Source organism: Streptomyces ziwulingensis (genome assembly GCF_039542605.1).
Taxonomy (GTDB): domain Bacteria; phylum Actinomycetota; class Actinomycetes; order Streptomycetales; family Streptomycetaceae; genus Streptomyces; species Streptomyces ziwulingensis.
On the sequence record NZ_BAABIG010000033.1, the window covers coordinates 183,136 to 199,700 of the forward strand.

12 protein-coding genes are annotated in these 16,565 nt (G+C 74.7%); 5 read left to right on the forward strand and 7 right to left on the reverse strand.

Going from position 1 to position 16,565, the window contains the following annotated elements:
- The first annotated feature begins 199 nt into the window (after window positions 1-199).
- Window positions 200-802: a sulfite oxidase-like oxidoreductase gene (locus ABEB00_RS18170; RefSeq protein ID WP_345620821.1), complete on the forward strand. Its 603-nt coding sequence runs from the start codon at window positions 200-202 to the stop codon at window positions 800-802.
- Window positions 769-1,497 (forward strand): ferredoxin reductase, encoded by a 729-nt coding sequence (locus ABEB00_RS18175; protein ID WP_425586521.1) that lies wholly within the window; start codon window positions 769-771, stop codon window positions 1,495-1,497. The genes ABEB00_RS18170 and ABEB00_RS18175 overlap by 34 nt, the downstream gene beginning before the upstream one ends.
- 26 nt (window positions 1,498-1,523) lie before the next feature.
- Here the strand turns inward: ABEB00_RS18175 and ABEB00_RS18180 are convergent, their stop codons facing one another.
- The 5 genes from ABEB00_RS18180 to ABEB00_RS18200 all read right to left on the reverse strand — a co-directional run bounded on the left by ABEB00_RS18180 (window position 1,524) and on the right by ABEB00_RS18200 (window position 7,787).
- The gene (locus ABEB00_RS18180) at window positions 1,524-2,978 is read right to left on the reverse strand and encodes an MFS transporter (RefSeq protein WP_345620823.1); all 1,455 of its coding nucleotides are present in this window, start codon (window positions 2,976-2,978) and stop codon (window positions 1,524-1,526) included.
- A gap of 120 nt (window positions 2,979-3,098) precedes the next feature.
- Window positions 3,099-4,196 carry a dipeptidase gene (locus ABEB00_RS18185; protein WP_345620824.1) on the reverse strand — a complete coding sequence of 366 codons (1,098 nt, stop codon included), beginning with the start codon at window positions 4,194-4,196 and terminating at the stop codon, window positions 3,099-3,101.
- Window positions 4,193-4,966, reverse strand: a complete 774-nt coding sequence (locus ABEB00_RS18190) for a hypothetical protein (RefSeq protein ID WP_345620826.1) — start codon at window positions 4,964-4,966, stop codon at window positions 4,193-4,195. Before ABEB00_RS18190 ends, ABEB00_RS18185 begins: the two co-directional genes overlap by 4 nt.
- Window positions 4,963-6,687: a hypothetical protein gene (locus tag ABEB00_RS18195; protein WP_345620827.1), complete on the reverse strand. Its 1,725-nt coding sequence runs from the start codon at window positions 6,685-6,687 to the stop codon at window positions 4,963-4,965. The genes ABEB00_RS18190 and ABEB00_RS18195 overlap by 4 nt, the downstream gene beginning before the upstream one ends.
- A 317-nt stretch (window positions 6,688-7,004) precedes the next feature.
- Complete coding sequence (locus ABEB00_RS18200) at window positions 7,005-7,787, reverse strand: IclR family transcriptional regulator (protein ID WP_345620828.1); 783 nt, start codon at window positions 7,785-7,787, stop codon at window positions 7,005-7,007.
- A 233-nt stretch (window positions 7,788-8,020) separates the two neighbouring features.
- Here ABEB00_RS18200 and ABEB00_RS18205 point away from each other — a divergent pair, with 233 nt between their 5' ends.
- On the forward strand, window positions 8,021-9,250 hold the full coding sequence (locus ABEB00_RS18205) for a phospholipase D-like domain-containing protein (protein WP_345620830.1): 1,230 nt from the start codon (window positions 8,021-8,023) through the stop codon (window positions 9,248-9,250).
- 112 nt (window positions 9,251-9,362) lie between these two features.
- Here the strand turns inward: ABEB00_RS18205 and ABEB00_RS18210 are convergent, their stop codons facing one another.
- Both ABEB00_RS18210 and ABEB00_RS18215 read right to left on the reverse strand, forming a co-directional pair.
- The gene (locus ABEB00_RS18210; RefSeq protein ID WP_345620832.1) at window positions 9,363-9,896 is read right to left on the reverse strand and encodes a hypothetical protein; all 534 of its coding nucleotides are present in this window, start codon (window positions 9,894-9,896) and stop codon (window positions 9,363-9,365) included.
- Window positions 9,897-10,000: 104 nt separating this feature from the next.
- A complete protein-coding gene (locus ABEB00_RS18215) occupies window positions 10,001-10,453 on the reverse strand; it encodes an OsmC family protein (protein ID WP_345620833.1) in 453 nt (150 codons plus the stop codon).
- 253 nt (window positions 10,454-10,706) lie between these two features.
- Here ABEB00_RS18215 and ABEB00_RS18220 point away from each other — a divergent pair, with 253 nt between their 5' ends.
- The gene (locus ABEB00_RS18220) at window positions 10,707-11,573 is read left to right on the forward strand and encodes a DUF4132 domain-containing protein (protein ID WP_345620835.1); all 867 of its coding nucleotides are present in this window, start codon (window positions 10,707-10,709) and stop codon (window positions 11,571-11,573) included.
- A 38-nt stretch (window positions 11,574-11,611) separates the two neighbouring features.
- The gene (locus ABEB00_RS18225) at window positions 11,612-16,519 is read left to right on the forward strand and encodes a DNA-binding protein (RefSeq protein WP_345620916.1); all 4,908 of its coding nucleotides are present in this window, start codon (window positions 11,612-11,614) and stop codon (window positions 16,517-16,519) included.
- Window positions 16,520-16,565 lie beyond the last annotated feature (46 nt).

A 16,565-nucleotide genomic window follows, 5' to 3' on the forward strand; every position in this document is an offset into this window, starting at 1 on the left:
TGCGGCTGCAGGCCGGGCCACCCTGACGCTAGGCGGGCGCCGCGGACCCCCTTGACCAGGAGCGCACCGCTTGTCGACTTCCAGCGCAGTCTCCGTCGCCTTTCGGCCGTCGCGGGCCGCGCACGTCGTAGCGTGCCGTCGGTCCGGCACTTCGTCCGAGACGCCGGTTCGGGGAGCGAGGAAGCGAGGAGTGGACGACATGGGTGGCTTTTCTCCCGGTTTCCATGGGCGGGCGCACCGGTTCGAGGGCCGGCTGCCTCCGGGGCAGTACCCGGCGGAGGACTTCCCGGTGCTGTCCGCGGGCCCCACTCCCCAGGTGCCGACCGAGACGTGGTCGTTCACCGTGACCGCCGAGGACGGGCGCAGCCGTGCCTGGAGCTGGGCGGAGATGATGGACCTCCCGCAGGAGGAGCCGGCCGTCGACATCCACTGCGTCACCCGGTGGTCGAAGTTCGACACGAACTGGCGGGGCGTCTCCCTGGACGTGCTGCTCGACGAGGTGGAGACGGCCGCGGACTTCGTGGTCGCGGAGTCCTACGACGGCTACACCACGAACCTGCCGCTGGAGGAACTCACCGACGGCAAGGCGTGGCTCGCGCACACCTTCGACGGTCTCCCGCTCTCCCCGGAGCACGGCGGGCCCGCGCGCCTGCTCGTCCCGCACCTGTACTTCTGGAAGTCGGCCAAGTGGGTGAAGGGCCTGCGGCTGACCCCGCAGGACGAACCGGGGTTCTGGGAGACGGCCGGGTACCACAACCACGGCGACCCCTGGCGCGAGCAGCGTCACTGGGACGATCAGTGAGCGGCTGGCGGCCGGCCCGGCTCGTGGGCCGCAGGGAGCTGACGCCGACGGGCCGCTCGCTCACCTTCGCCGTCCCGCACTGGCCCGGGCACCTGCCGGGCCAGCACGTCGACGTCCGGCTCACCGCCGACGACGGCTACCAGGCCGTACGCAGCTACTCGCTCGCGGGCCCCGCGGCCGACGGTGCCGTCGAGCTGGGCGTCCAGACCGTTCCCGGCGGCGAGGTCTCCTCCTATCTCGCCGACGACCTTCCGGTCGGGGCGCGGGTCGAGGTGTCGGGGCCGCTGGGCGGCTGGTTCGTCTGGCGTCCGCAGGAGCGGGAGCCCGTCCTGCTGATCGCCGGCGGGTCCGGTGTCGTCCCGCTCGTGGCGATGCTCAGGGAGCGCCGCGCCACCGGAGCGGACACGCCGTTCGCCCTGGTCTACTCGGTACGCGACCCCGAGCAGATCTGGTACGGGGCGGAACTCGACGGGGACGCCGGTGTCCGCACGCGGTACGTGTTCACCCGGCGGGCCCCGGCGGACGAGCCCCGTCCGCCCGGCCGGGTCACGGCGGACGACCTGGCAGGGCTGCTCTCCCCCGGCCGCACCCGCGCCTACGTCTGCGGTCCGACCGGATTCGTGGAACATGTCGCCGGCCTGCTCATCGCCGCCGGGCAGCCGGCCGACCGGATCCGCACCGAACGCTTCGGCTGACCTCCGCCGGGCGGCCGGGGCCGCGTTCAGCCGGACAGGGCCTCCAGTGAACGGCCCTTGGTGGAGGTGGACAGGGTCAGGGTCACCACGCAGCCGGCCGCCAGCACGGCGCAGATGAGGGTGAAGACCCCGGCGAAGTGCAGCGTGGCGTACATCGATCCGATGATCATGGGTGCGGTGATGCCTCCGACGCGGCTGAACGCGTCGGAGGTGGCCGCCGCCATGGAGCGGAGCCTGGTCGGGTACACCTCGGGGAGGTAGGTGTACAGCGGGGCGTACAGGCCGTTGAGGAAGAAGCCCAGCAGGACGCTGAGGGCCAGGACGGTCGTGTTGCTCCCCGCCTGCGAGAGCAGGAAGGCGCAGCCGGTGGAGGCGGCGAGGCAGGTGACGATGGACCACTTGCGGTCCGTGCGGTCCGCCAGCCAGGCGGCCGGGTAGTAGCCGGCGACCTGGGCGATCTCCACCAGCAGCGTGTACCCGAAGCTGTCGGTGATGCTCATGCCGCGGTCGAGCAGCATGCTCGGCAGGAACGTCAGGAAGCCGTAGTAGGCGAAGCTGGCGATGAAGAACATGGTCCAGGTCACCACCGTCTGCCGCAGGTGGGGGCCGCGCCACAGCTCGGCGAACTGCCGGGCCGCGCTCAGGTCGGTGTCGCGTTCCGCCGCCGGGGCCGGTTCCGGGTCGGGCAGCGGCCGGCCGGTCCGCCGCCGTACGTCGTCCTCCAGCGCCGCGACGACGCTCTCCGCCTCCGCGTCCCGCCCCTTGAGCAGGAGGTAGCGGGGCGACTCCGGCAGGCTGCGCCGCCACCACAGGGCGACGACCACCGGCAGACCGACCAGGATCAGGCCCCAGCGCCAGCCGTGGTCGACCCGGGCGACGACGAAGGTGCCGATCAGCGCGGCCAGGACGTACCCGAGTCCGAAGAAGCCGGCCAGCGAGCCGACGTAGGCGGCGCGGGCCTTCTTCGGCGCGAACTCCGCGAGGTAGGGGATCACGATGTTGACGTTGACGCCGACTCCGACGCCGGCCAGGAAGCGCAGTGCCAGCAGCAGCGGATAGTCGGGGGCGAACGCGGAGAGCAGGGTGCAGCCGCTGTAGAGGACGAGGGACCACAGCAGCAGCGGTTTGCGCCCGAGCCGGTTGCCGGACAGGGCGAGGGCGAGGTCGCCGACGAGGGCGCCGGCCAGGGTGGCACTGGCGACGAGTCCCTGCTGCGAACCGCTGAGGGCGAAGGCGGTGGTGATCAGCGGCAGCAGGAACGACATGATCCCGAGGTCGAGACCGTCCAGCGTGGTGCTCAGTCCGCCCTGGGCGAGGATGCGTCCCTGCAGCCGGGTCATGGGGAGGCGGTCGATGCGCGCGGTGAGGCGTGCGGCGGCGTCGGCGGCCGGGCCGCCCGCTCGTGGCGCGGGGCCGTCGGTGAGGGTCGTGGTGCCCGGGACCGCTGTGCGCGGTCCCTTTCTGCTCTGCTCGGATGTCATGGCCCGTCGGCCTTTCGTGGGAGGCGGCCCCGATTTTTCCGTGCGGTGGCGGGCGGGGCGCCGTCGGTGGGCGGATGGCCGGGCCGGGCGGCCCGTTGCAGCGGGCCGCCCGGCCCGGTGTCACGAAACGCTTCGGGGCCGGAACGCGGTCGAGTAGAGCCGGAGCCAGTTGCCGCCGACGACGGCCGCCGCCTCCGCCGCGGTGAAGCCGAACCGCTCGGTGAGCCGGGCCGCGACCCGGGCCAGGCCGGAGGCGTCCGCCAGCCACTCGGTGGTGTCGTCGGCGGTCGGGGCGGTGGCGGTGGCGGTGCGGGTGCCGTTCTCGGTGGACGTGGTGGTGGTCGCGGCGGCGGTCGCGGCCTCGGCTCCCGGGCCGTCGGCCGGCGGGTGCGGTGGGGTCAGGTCGGCGCCGCGCTGTTCGCCGCGGGTCCACCGTCCCTTGCGCATCCAGGCGAACTCGGCGGCCCCGGCCTTCGGACTCAGGTCGGTGCCGATCGCGACGTGCCGCACACCCATCAGCTCGACGGTGCGGGCCACCATCGCGCACCACTCGTCCAGGCTCCCCGCGTAACGGCCCGAGATGGCCCGGTACGTGGCCAGCCCCAGGATGCCGTCGCGGGCCGCCAGCGCCTTGAGGGTGGCGTCCTCGACGTTGCGCGGATGGTCGTACAGGGAGCGCGGGTTGGCGTGGGTGACGGCCACGGGAACCGCCGAGTGCTCGATCGCGTCACGCCGGGTGCGCTCACCGGAGTGCGAGAGGTCCACCAGCAGGCCGGCCGCGTTCATCTCGGCCACCACTTCCCGCCCGAACCGGGTCAGGCCCGGGTCGCGCGTCTCGTAGCAGGAGCCGCCCAGCTCGTTGTTGTTGTTGTACGTGAGCTGCATGACGCGCAGCCCCATGGCGTGGAAGTGGCGGACGAATCCCAGCCGTCCCTGCAACGGGGTGGCGTTCTGCGCGCCCAGCACGATCGCGGTACGGCCCTCGGCGCGGGCCCGCTCGATGTCGGCGCCGTCCCGCGCGAGGAGGACCAGGTCGGCATTGTCCTCGGCCAGGTCGTGCCAGGCGGCGAGCGCGTCCATGGTCTCCACCGCGTCCTCCCAGAACGCCACGGTGGCGGTGGCACAGACCACCCCGCCCGCGCGCAGTTGCCGGAAGACCTCGCGGTCGTACGGGCCGCACTGCAGGCCGTCGACGACCGGAGTCGTCCCCGCGTTCATACCGCCGCCCCGGCCGGCTCGTCCTCGCCCGCCTCGGCGAGGATCTCGCCGCCGGGTCCGAAGACGGAGTCCCCGGCGTGGGTGCGGGAGAGCGGGCTGTCCGGGGTCAGGGCCCGTTCGGCCTCGGCGACCATCCGCTGCCAGCGCGCGGCCGGTACGCGGACGCCGTGGGCGAGGGCCCTGAGGTCGGCGGCGTCCGGCGCGGGGTCGGGGCCGCCGGGGGCCGGCCGGGCGACGACGGCGTCGGGTGCGACGGTGAGCAGCACGCCGTGGCGCGCGGCCAGGGGGGCGAGGGCCCGCACCGCCCAGTCGGTGCCGGGCACCGGCAGCCGGACCGGGCCCCCGGTCAGTGCCCGGGCGACCACGAGGTCGAGCAGGTCGGCGGCGGTGGCGAGCGGCGGCTGCGCGTCGGGCGACGGGAAGCGGACGGTCCGCTCCCGGTGTTCGGGACGCAGGTGCGCGGCGCGCAGGGCGGGGAGGGCGGCGAGCAGGCCGGCCAGCCCGTCCAGGCCGTGGGTCTCCGCGGTGACCACGACGTCCCGTGCCGCGGCCACCGAGCCGAACGGCACGGCGGTGGTCAGCAGTACCCGCCCGGTCATCAGCCGCAGTTCACGGACCGAGACGGACAGGGTGGCTGGTGCGGCTGATGCGGCAGGTGCGGCAGGTGCGGCAGGTGCGGCAGGTGCGGCGGGGGCCTCGGAAGCGGTGGAGGCGGTGGAGATGGTGGAGGCGGTGGTGGCGGTGGAGGCGGTGGTGGAGGCGGTGGTCATGCGGGCTGGTGCTCCTCGTCGGGTGCGGCGGTGTCCGGGCGGGCGGGCAGGGCCCAGTCGGCGTCCTGCTCCTCGTGCAGGGTGTGGCGGGTCGGGGCACCGTGGAACAGCAGTCCGAGGACGTTGCGGCCGGCCGAGTCGGCGGTCTTGTCCAGGCCGTGCACGGCGGAGTTGAGGAACCGCACGACGTGCACCGGCAGGAAGGTGTCCCCGGCGATGTTCATGTGCGGGCTGTGCAGCGCCGCGTCCCCGAGTCCCTGGACACGGGCGACCGTGTCCCGGTGACCGGGGTGCCGCAGACAGAACTCCCCCACGCTCTCGTGCGGTTCCGCGCTCCGCAGGTCCGCCGCCAGCGCCTGTACGGACCGGGGGACGTTCAGTTGCCAGTCCAGGCCCTCGCTCACCTCCTCGCGGGGTCCGCGCCGCGGCTCCTCGGCGGCGCGGGACTTGTACCAGACGTACCGCAGCGCCCCCGGCTCGCTCAGATCGACGCCGAGCGCCCACGCGTACGCGTCCTCCAGGTGCCGCAGCAGGGTGGCCACGGACTCCTGCGGGCGTGCGGTGAGGGTCTCGTCGACCCGCTGCCGCTCGACCAGCGGATCGGTGAGGTCGGGGACGCTGTCGATGAGCACCCCGGCCAGCGCCTCGACCGCCGCCTCGTCCAGCTCCGCGTTCCAGCGGGTCCACAGGCGGGGCAGCGCGTCGTCCGCCTCCGGGTCGGGTACGGCGTCCAGCGCTTCCCGCGCCGCGCGCAGGGACGCGGCGAGGCCGAGGGGCGAGCCGAAGATCCCGTAGCGGGTGGGGTCCTCCTCGTGGAAGCGGACGGTCCGCTCGATCCGCCGCCGCACCTCGGCCAGGTGGGCCGCGCCCCGGTGGGCGTACAGGGCCTGGACGAGTGCCTCCTCGCGCAGGCCGAGCCAGCGGTCGACCAGCTTCGGGTGGTTGTTGGCGAAGAAGACCAGGCCGAGTGCGGAGGCGTTGCCCAGACCGAGGCCGCGGCGCAGCTCCGGGTCGATGCGTACGGCTCCCGCGGCACGGTGTCGCGCGAGGTGCTCGGCGAGGTCGGCGGCGAACTCCCGCATCAGGTAGGCGGCGAGCATCTGCGCGTGCAGCGGTGCGGCGAGGGGGTGGTTGCCGGGCAGCGCGGCGAAGGAACGGGTGCCGAAGGTGCCGTTGCCGTCCAGGCCGGTGTTGCGCATCAGGTAGCCGATGTCCCAGAGGCGGCGCGCGGAGGGCTGGCGGCCCGCCGCGAGGGCGTCCACGACGTGCTCGAACAGCCGCAGACTGCGGTTGGAGCGGCACCAGACCAGGGTGTGCGGGGTGGCCCGGCCCCCGTACAGCTTGGGCAGCTCCCGGCCGGTGTGCTCCAGGTCGGCCTCGTCGGCGGTGCCGTCGAAGAGGGCGCCGGTCATGTCCCAGTCGGTGCCGACGATGCGGCTGGTGCGGCCCTCCAGCTTGGGGGCGAAGGAGAACGCCACGAAGTCGAACGGCCCGGAGGGGGTGTGCACGCGGTATCGCACCCGTCCCCGGGAGGTGGCGTCGACGTCGAACTCCAGGCATTCGACGCGCCACCCCTGCCGGGTCATGCGGTGCACCAGCGCCCGGCCGGCGCTGAGCCGGGTGGGCGGCAGCAGCGCCAGCCGCTCGGGGCTCAGCAGCCGCTCCGGGGGCCGGGATGCGGTGGGGGTGGGTGGGGCGAAGGGGGCGGCGGGGAGCGCCATGGGCACCTTCCGGTGGGTGAGGGGGTGGTTCGCGAAGATTCGCGGGGGGATTCACGAGGATTCGCGGGGATTCGCGGGGATTCGCGGGGAGGTGGAGGCTTGCGGGGGCGCGTGCCGGTCGGCGCACGAACGCGGAAAGGCGCCGGGGTGTGGAAGCGGCAGGGGCGCGCTCGTGGGTACTGGCCGCGCGTGTGTCGGAGGCACGCGCCGGGCCGGGAACCGGATGCGCTCTTGTACGCCGTTATGCCGTGCCGTGTGCCGGAGTGTCCGGTGTCTGGAGTCCGGTCTCTGGTGTCTGGAGTCCGGTCTCTGGTGTGTCAGGCGCGCAGGCCGAACGCCGTGCCGTCCAGCCGCAGCAGGGGTTCGATGTTCCGGGTCAGGGGCCGCAGCACGGCCAGTGCCCCGGTCGAGGTGATGCGTTCGCGCGGCCCGTGCACGCTGAGCGCGGCCACGGTCCGGCCGTCCTCGCGGCACAGCGGCACCGCCACGGCCGCGATCCCGTCCTCCGCGTCGTCGGTCGACGTCGCCCACCCGGTCGACCGGATGAGCGCGACGTCGTCCTCGGGGGGCAGCGGCACGCCCAGCCGGGCCAGCGCCCCGGCGGTCTCCGCGTCGGCCAGCGCGTACAGCAGCCGGCCGGTCGCGCTGCTGCGCAGGCCGAGCCGGTCGCCCAGCAGCAGGGTGGCGTGCAGGGCCCGGCCGGGCTCGGCCCGCTGGACGACCCGGGCGGTGTCGGCGTCCAGTACGGCGATGCTCACCACCTCGCCGCAGGCGCGGGCCGCCTCGGCGAGCAGCGGGGCGGTGCGTTCGCCCACCCCGGCCTGGCGCAGCGCCGTGTGCCCGAGGTGGGCGGGGCGCAGTGTGAGGCGGTACGAGCCGTCCGGCAGTTGTTCCATCCAGCCGGCCGCCTCAAGCGTGACCAGGTGCCGGTGCACCTCGCCCCGGGAGGCGCCCACCGTGCGTGCCAGTGCGGAGACACGGACCGGTTCGTCGAGGTCGGCGAGGAAGTCGAGCAGCGCGAGCGCCTTGAGCACGGTGCTCAGCGGGCGGGTGGTACGGGGCGAGGAGGCGTCCCCCTCGCCGGTTGTCACTATATGCATGACACCGTCCTTCTCTGAGAGACGCCGGAACTGTAGGGGCTCGCCGGAGGCAGGACAAGACGCCTGTTGTTAATTTCCGGTCTCACCCGGAGACAGAAGAGGGACCGGCGACCGGCCGCGCCGGTCTCGGCCGCCCGGCTGCGCGCAGCCCTCGCGCATGAAGCGGGAAGGCACGGCAATGCGTGCCATGGGTGCCGGCGTAACGTCGCCGGCCTGCTTTCTTAGGGGAGATCATGACCTGCACCGAAGAGTCCGCCTCGCTCGCCCTGTCCCCGGCCGGCCCGGCCGTGCCGACGTCGGACGACGGCACGGACACCGCGTGGCGCATACGACGACGGCTGGAGCGGCTGATCGGCATCGCCGCGACCGAGGGCAACGCGCTGAAGGTGCTGCGCAACGGTGACGAGATCTTTCCCGCGATGCTCGCGGCCATCCGCGGCGCCGAGCACACCATCGACATGATGACGTTCGTGTACTGGAAGGGCGACATCGCCGGCGAGTTCGCCGCCGCGCTCGCCGAACGGGCGCGATCCGGGCTACGGGTGAGACTGCTGCTGGACGGTTTCGGCAGCCGCCTGATCGACAGCGGGCTGCTGCGCGAGATGGACGAGGCCGGGGTGCAGATCGCCTGGTTCCGCAAGCCGCTGCTGCTCTCCCCGCTCAAGCAGAACCACCGCTGCCACCGCAAGGCGCTGATCGTGGACGAGGAGGCGGCCTTCACGGGCGGGGTCGGCATCGCGAAGGAGTGGTGCGGTGACGCGCGTCATCCCGGCGAGTGGCGGGACACCCACGTGGAGCTGCGCGGGCCCGCGGTCGACGGGGTCGCCGCCGCCTTCGCGCAGAACTGGGCGGAATGCCACGACGAGCTGTTCGACGACCGGGACCGTTTCGTACGGCACGAGTCCCGCGGTGACTCGGTCGTGCAGGTGGTCCGCGGTTCGGCGAGCCTGGGCTGGCAGGACATGCAGACCATGATGCGGGTGGTGATCGAGTCGGCCGAACGGCGGCTGCGGCTGGCCACCGCCTACTTCTGCCCGGACGACCTCTTCGTCGGCATGCTGTGCGACGCCGCCCGCCGGGGCGTGCGGGTGGAGATCCTGCTGCCGGGTCCGCACACCGACAAGCGGGTCTGCCTGCTGGCCGGACAGCACCACTACGACGAGTTGCTCGCCTGCGGGGTGCGGATCTTCGAGTACCAGCCGACCATGATGCACGCCAAGGTCATGACGCTGGACGGCGCGGCCGCCCTGGTGGGCTCGACCAACTTCAACCGCCGCTCGCTCAGCCACGACGAGGAGGTCATGCTCGCGGTGCTCGACAAGGAGTTCACCGCGACGCTCGACGGCCACTTCGACGAGGACCTCGCCCGCAGCGAGGCGATCCAGCCGGGCCGCTGGAAGCGCCGGCCGGTGTCGCGGCGGGTGGCCGAGGCGTCCGTGCTGCCGATCAGGCGGTTCCTGTGACCCACGGGTGAACGAGCGGGCCGGGCGCTCGGCGCCCGGCATGCCCGCACCCGTGCCGGTCGACCCGCCGGGTTCCGTCCGCGCACCGGTCCGCTACGGCGTGCTCGGAGCGTCAGGTCCGCCACGGCGTGCCCGAAGCGCCGGGGTCCGGCTCCGTGTGGGCGAGCAGGACGGTGCTCTCCTCGCCGCCCGACGGCGACGGCAGCGCTTCGGTGGCCGTCCCCGTGATCACCGCGGGGACCGCCCGGGGTACGGGAGCGGGGTGCACCGGCGCGGTGTCCGCGGGTACTTCGGCCGGCGCGTCGATCCGCACGGCGACCGGCACCTCGGTCCCGGCGGGCCGGGCGTCCAGGCTGTCGGACGCCTTCTCCGCGGCCTCCTCGAGCGTCCGCGCGGCACGACGGGCGTATCCGGCGACGGAGATGCCACGCCGGCGGGAGCGGCGCCACCACACGGTGGCGAGTGCCGTCACCGCGAGCACACCGGCCCACACCGGGCGCTGTTCGACCATCCCCGCCGCCGTGCGCGCCAGGAACACCACGGCGCACAGGATGATGGCGAGCAGCAGGAAGTACAGGGCGGTGGTGCGCAGATCGAAGCCCCGTTCGCGGTATGTACGGCGAACCGGGCGCACGGGCACGGTCATGCGGTCCCTCCCCATGGGCGGCAGTCCAGATCACTTCCCTACGCGTGCCCAAGATCGATCCTCGTAACTGCGGTGGACCCGGCCACTTGAGCGGCCGCCGGCCCTCAGGCGTCCTCGGCCGTCGTGGTGACCGTCGTCGCGACCGGGGTGCCGGCCTCGACCGTGCGGCTGACCGTGCAGAGGCGGTCGTGGGACGCCTTCACGGCGCGGGGCAGGATGGCTCTGGCGCGGTCGGCGCCCGCGCCGTCCGGGAAGGTGACGTGGAAGGCGACCTGGAGGCCGGTGAGCCGGTTGCCGAGGTCGTCGTCGGTCTTGTGACCGGTCACGGCGACGGTGAACCGGTCGGGCTCCGCGTGCCGTCCGGTGGCGAGGTCGACGTCCACCGCCGAGCACCCGCCGAGCGCGGCCAGCAGCAGTTCGACCGGGGTGAAGGCGGTGCCGTCCTGCGGATCGCCGGCACTGCCGAAGGCGATGCGGCCGCCACGGGCGTTGGTCGCGACGAAGTGGCCGGTGCTGATGCGTTCCACGGTCACGGAGCGCAGGGAGTCGTCTGTCATGGAGACGACATTAGCGCTGATCAGACGAGGTCCGGGCGAGGCCGTGGCCCGGCCCTGTCGGGGCCGTCGCCGGACGCCGGGACCGATTGTCAGTGATCGCCGCTAACGTTCCTCATGTCGTCGCACCGGCGCCGGGATCACCCCGGCTGGACTGTGCTTGCCTCCTGGTGCGCGCGGGGCTGTCCCGGTGCTTTTTCCTGGTGCCTTTCTTGGTGCTTTCTTCTTGCTGTCCGGATGTGGAAGGTGGGGGCTCGTGGGTTGGCTGTCGGCGGGTGACGGGTACGAAGTCGCCCTGGTGGAGGGGAAGGTGGCGGCGCGTGCCACCTCGGGGCGGGCGGCCGGACGGCAGTTGAAATCGCTGCCGCGCGGGCTCAGGGACCACCCGGAGGTGGACCGGTTGCGGCGGTTCGCCGAATGGCTGGACCGGCACGCGGCGGCGTGCGTCGCGCAGGTCGACTCCTGGATGGTGTCGTCCCTGCCGGTGCCCACCGGCCTGCTGGCCCGGGTGTGGCCGGACGAGGCCTGGCAGTCGGCGCTGCGTGACCTGGCGGTGGTGGGCGACGACCCGGACGAGGTGGGTTTCCTGCGGGGTGCCACCGACTCCGGTGAGCTGCGGGTGGTGAACCTGGACGGGGAGACGGTCCGGCTCTCGCCGCGCACCGTGACCCTGCCGCACCCGGTGCTCCTGCCCGACCTGGAGGAGCTGCGGGAGTTCGCGGCGGAACTGGGCATCGTCCAGGGCGTCGAGCAGATCCACCGGGCGACCTGGCGCCGGCCCGGGGACCTGGAGGCCAAGGCCACCGAGGTGCGGGAGTTCGCCGGGGGAACGTTCCGGTCCCGGTTCGCGCTCGCCGCGCGTGCCTCCTCGCTCGGCCACCGCGTCTCCGGCGGTTGTGCCACCACCCGGGTGCGCGACGGCGGCACCCTGGTCGAGGCGTCGGTGTGGATCGGCGAACCCTACTGGGACGGCGAGGTGACCACCGGCGGCCTCACCTGGCAGGACCGCGAGGGCCGCGCCCTGCCGCTGCGCGAGGTGGGCGCGGTGGCCTGGTCGGAGGGGATGCGGATGGCCGCGGCGCTGTACGCCGGGCGCGAGATCGAGGAGGGCAAGGACGCGTGAGCGGGGGGACGAAGGGCGTGGGCGTGGGGACTGAGGCCGTGGGCGGGGGGACGCAGGTGTCGTACGAGGAGCTGCTGACGGCCGGTGCGGTGCTGCCGCCGGGCACGGAGGGCGCCGGTGAGCGGGCGGTGCCGCTGACGGCCCGGACGTACCGTCACCCGGGCCTGGACGAACGGGTGGTGGTGCGGCTGGTGGCGGGCGAACTGGGCGCGGCGGAGGATCTGGCCGCCGGGTTCCTCGGCCTGGAACAGGACGCGGAACCGGCCGTGGTGGGGCTGGGGATGCGCCAGTCGCTGGGCTTCCCCGAGTGGGTGCTGGTGCACCACCCGCGCGACGGACGGCACGCGCTGGGCGTGGTGCCGGACCTGGAACGGGCGGCCCGCCAGGTCAAGTCCCGGCCCAAGGCGGCGATGGACGCCTACCTGGAGCTGGGCCGGCGGCTGGCGGCCTCGGTGCCGCACTTCCTGCCGACCTTCTACGAACAGGCCGGGCGGGTCTTCCTCGCCGAGGAGAACGCGACGTACGCCGCCCAGTTGTTCACGCGCGCCCGCAAGGCCGAGGCGGAGCACGGGCTGACGGTCGACGAGGAGCGGCTGGACGCCGTGTTCCTGGAGTTCGCGCTGGCCGGCGCGCTCCCGGTGAAGGTGCTGTCGGCGTACGGCCGGGAGCTGGCCGCGCGGGTGCCGGCCGCGGAGGCGCTGCGGCGGTTCACCCGGCTCTGTCTGCGCCGGACCGCAGGCGGGCTGCCGCCGTCCGCGCAGATGGCGGGCGACCTGCGCAAGCTGGCCCGCGCCGCGGGCCGGGACGCCGATCTCGCCGAACAGGAGTACCTGGCCGAGCTGCTCGGTCTGCCGGCGACGCTGCGCGCGGCGGCCGGCTGGTGGAAGGGGCACCGCACGGCCCTGCGGGCGATGGCCTCGCGTGAGCCGCGGCTGCGCGGCACCCTGCTGGACATCCTGCCCGCGGGCCAGGACGGCGAACTGCCCGCGCTGTGGCTGGAGGTGCTGGAGGAGTCGGGCGCCACGGCGGCGCTGTGGGACGCGTCGCTCCCCGAGGAGCAGCGGCCCCGGGACGGTACGGCGGGCTGGGTCGAGCGCTTCCTCGCCTTCCGTGAGCGGGCGCAGAACTGGGGCGGCTCCACCCGACTGCCCGGGCTGTATCCGCTGCTGGAGCGGGCGGCGGACCATCTGCGCACCGAACTCCGTTCGCGGGGGGCGGAGTTGCCGTTCGTCCAGGACCTCGATCTGGTCGACCTGCTGCTCTCCCTGGACGTGCCGGTGGCCGGCCCGAAGAAGGGGCAGGTCCTGCAGTTCACGCGGTGGGCCGCGGGCGAGGATCAGCGCGGTCTGTCGGCGCTGGCCGCCGACCCCCGGTTCCACGAGGCGTTCGCGCGGGGCGCCGACCGCCTCGGCGGCAACGCCGAGGGGCTGCGGGCGATCCGGACCCTGGCCGCGTCGCCCGGTGGCCGTCCGCTGCTGGCCCGGTGGGTGCGCGAGGTCGTGGAGCGGTTCACCGCGGTCGGCCTGCCGCAGCTCCCCGACGCGCTGGCCCGGCTGACCTGGCTGCCGGCCGAGGCGCTGGCGCTGGCCGAGGAGGAGGTGCGCGAGGCCGCCGCCACCGACCTCGCGCCGGTACTGGCGCGCACGCTGCGGGCCGGTCTCTTCGACGAACTGGGCTGGCCCGCCTGGGAGGAGGCGACCGCCGCCCTGGTCCCCGCCGCGCACGTCGAGGACCTGCTCGTCGCCGACGCCTGGCCGCACCTGGTGGTCGCCGGTGGCGCCCAGGCCCGCGTGATCGGCCCCGACTCCACCCTGCTCACGCACGACCTGCGCATTCCGGCGCGGGAGAGCTGGGGCGACCCGGGTTTCCACCACGTCGACGGCGAACTGCTCGTCTACTGGCGCACCCACCGGCACGGACTGCGCGGCTACTGGCACCCCCGCGCCGACCGCGTCCACGATCTCCAGGGCGCCCGCACCATCCGCAGCACGGAGATGGACTGGTACCGGGGCTCCCTGCCGATCAGCGTGCCGCTGCCCGGTGGCGGCCGGACCACCGGCGGCGGGGTGCTGCACGCCGGGGACACCACGGTGCCCGCGGAGCGGCCCGTACTCTTCGACGGCACCTCCTGCTGGGTGTGGCACACCGAGCCCGCGGACCGGACGAAGGACGCCTGGTACGAGTACGACCCGGCGACGGGCGAGCGCGGCCGGACGAGTGTCCCCGCCTTCCTCGCCGACGCGCTGCGCGACACGCCCCAGGGGAGCGTCCTCGGTGCCGGCCGGCTGCTGCCCGCGCCCGCGGACGGCGCCGGACCGGCCTGCGCACCCGTGAACGGGCTGGTGGGTCTGCGTGTCGTGGAGCTGCCCGACGGCTCCGTACGCGCCGAGGACCTCGCCGGGCACAGTGTCACGCTGCCACCCCGGACGGGTACGCCGTCCACGCTCGTAATCTTCCCCGGCGACGACCGGGCCCGGGCCGTGGTCCTCGGCAACTGGCAGGTGCGGCTGGTCGACCCCGACGGCGTCGTCACCTCGGTGGCCAGGACCGACCGCGGGCCGGGTGCCTTCGCCGAGGGCACGCCGCTGCTGCCGCCGGTGCAGTACTGGGGGTGCCTGACGCCCCGGGACCCGGCGGGCTCCGAGGCGCTGCGCCGGGTCGGCCGGGACACCGCGGCGGCCCTGCTGGCGGCCGCCGCCCAGGAGGACCAGGAGGCGCTGGCCGGCACGATCCGCACGCTGCTGCCCGTCACCTCCCCGGCGCTCGTCGCGGGCATCGCCGGTGTCGTGCGCCACGCCGCCGGTCAGCAGAGCGTCCTCGACGCCGTCGCCGCCCGGCTGACCGGAGCCCTCGAAGGCGGCCTGGAGGACGAGGGGCCGGCCGGGCCGCCCGACGTCGAACTCCGCGAGGCGATGAACGGCCTCGGCGTGCGGACGACTTACCGGTGGAGCCGCGACGACCGGACCGACACCGCCTTCCGGGCGCTGCGCGCGCTGAAGCGGGCCGCCGGAACACCGGGTTCGGCCGTCCCGGCGGAGCGGACCGTCCGCCTCCACCTGGACGGTCCCGCGCTGCCGGCCGGGGAGCCCGACCTGCTGACGCTTCTGGGGCGCACCACCGCCCTGGCCTACCGGGCGGCGGCCGGCACCACCGCCGAGGAGCACCGCGAGGTGCTGCGCGCCCTGCTCACCGAGTGCGACACGCTCGGCCTGGGGGCGGCGGCCGGGTCCGGGCGCTGGCGCGAGGTCGTGCTGCGTGTGCCGGCCGGCCCGCTGCGCACCCCGTCGGGCGGGTGGCGCGAGGGCGCCTGGAGCGGGCTGCTGCCGCTGGGCGGCGGCGCCTTCCTCGCCATGCCGGGCAACCGCTCGCTCGGCGACGACGCCTGCACGTTCACCGGGCTGTTCCACGACCCCGCCGGGCGGTTCGAGACCCCGGAGCCCTACACGCTCGTCTCGTCGGCCCCCGTCGCCGAGGACGAGGAGACCGGCCGGCTCGGCGCGTTCCTGACGGAACTGGCCGCGCGCGGGCCCGCGCCCTTCGTCCCGGCGGCCGCCGAGGAGTTCGCCCGGCTCACCGGCGTCTCCGAGACGACGGCCCGGCTGATCGTCGCCGGACTGCCCCGGGTGGACACGTACGAGCGCGCGTTCCTGACCGCCGAGGCCCGCGGCCACATCGGCGTGAAGGCCGCGCCCGCGGCCGACGCCAGGGACGAACTGCGCGATGTCGACGCCGGCGTCCGGGCCGCGGTGGTGGGCGCGCTGCTGCCCGCCGAGCTCGCCCGGCTGTGGAGCGACGGCCCCGACGCGGCCGCCGCCGCCGAGGTCTGGAACAGCCGGGTCGGCCGGCGGACGGCCGTACCCGAGCAGCTCCTGCGCGACGCCGTCCGCGCGTTCCCGCACGCCCCGTGGAACGTGCGCGAGGCGCTGCCCGCCCTGCTGGACCCGGCCGGCGACCCCCGGCTCACCCGGGATCTCGAATGGGCGGTCCACGGTGACCGGGTCCGGCCGGTGGGCGAGAACCCGGCCGGGTTCACGGTCCAGACACTGGTCGGCGCGGTCGGCCTCGCCGCCTGGCTCGCGCACCGGCTGCCCGCCGGGGACCCGGTCCGGGCCGCGCTGCCGCCCGCGCTCAGCGCGGTCCGGGAACGCGTGGCCCACCCGGGGCTGGTGCTCGACCTCGGGCAGTACATCAGCCTCCCCGAGTTCCGGAAGACGGCGGGCACCCCGACCGAGACCGGCGAGGGCTTCGAGCGGTACGGCGCCGTCGTCCTGCCCACCCACGACGACCAGCCGGCCCCGGGTCTGCGCGTCGCCCTGCTCGACGAGGCCGGCCAGGACCCCTACCTGCTCGCCGTACGGGTCGACGCGGGGCGGCCGCACGCCGCCGAGGTGGCGCTGCGGCTCGCCCGCGATCCCCGGTACGCGGCTCTCCTCGCCGACCCCGGGGAGCCGATGGCGGGCGGGCGCGGCAAGGACGGCACCTGGTGGCCGCAGGACCCGAGCCGTTCGGTGCCGGACCTGGTGACCGGGGCGGCCGAGGAGTACGCCCTCGGGGAGGACGCCGCGACGCTCTATCTGATGCTGCTGGCCATGCCCGACCCGACGGACCGTGCGACGGCCCGGTGGACGGGCTGGAAACCGGCCCGGCTCAAGGCCGCCCGTGCCGAACTGGCCGCGACCGACCTGGTGGTCGAGGCGGCCCGCACCAGGGCCGGGCGCTCGCTGTTCCTGCCCGGCGGCTGGGCCGAGCAGTCGGCGCCGCGCGTTCCGCTGGAGCGGTGGAAGCTGCCGCTGTTCGGCCTGAGCGACGACGAGGACACGCCGTTCGGCGTGATCGTGCCGGTCGAACCGGCGGCGGAGCTGTACCGGGCGGCCTGGCGCCGGGTCCGGGAAGGCGACGCGCCCCGGTTCGAGGAACTGAAGGTACGGCGGGGGCGGCGCCGCTGATCCGCTCCCCGGCTCCCCGGCCCCCGGCCCCCGGCAAGCCCACCCC

Coding starts and splice junctions, on each gene's coding strand:
- ABEB00_RS18195 (WP_345620827.1), bottom strand. CDS start 6,687: ATGGCGCTCCCCGCCGCCCCCTTCGCCCCACCCACCCCCACCGCATCC.
- ABEB00_RS18170 (WP_345620821.1), top strand. CDS start 200: ATGGGTGGCTTTTCTCCCGGTTTCCATGGGCGGGCGCACCGGTTCGAG.
- ABEB00_RS18210 (WP_345620832.1), bottom strand. CDS start 9,896: ATGACCGTGCCCGTGCGCCCGGTTCGCCGTACATACCGCGAACGGGGC.
- ABEB00_RS18180 (WP_345620823.1), bottom strand. CDS start 2,978: ATGACATCCGAGCAGAGCAGAAAGGGACCGCGCACAGCGGTCCCGGGC.
- ABEB00_RS18205 (WP_345620830.1), top strand. CDS start 8,021: ATGACCTGCACCGAAGAGTCCGCCTCGCTCGCCCTGTCCCCGGCCGGC.
- ABEB00_RS18215 (WP_345620833.1), bottom strand. CDS start 10,453: ATGACAGACGACTCCCTGCGCTCCGTGACCGTGGAACGCATCAGCACC.
- ABEB00_RS18185 (WP_345620824.1), bottom strand. CDS start 4,196: ATGAACGCGGGGACGACTCCGGTCGTCGACGGCCTGCAGTGCGGCCCG.
- ABEB00_RS18200 (WP_345620828.1), bottom strand. CDS start 7,787: ATGCATATAGTGACAACCGGCGAGGGGGACGCCTCCTCGCCCCGTACC.
- ABEB00_RS18190 (WP_345620826.1), bottom strand. CDS start 4,966: ATGACCACCGCCTCCACCACCGCCTCCACCGCCACCACCGCCTCCACC.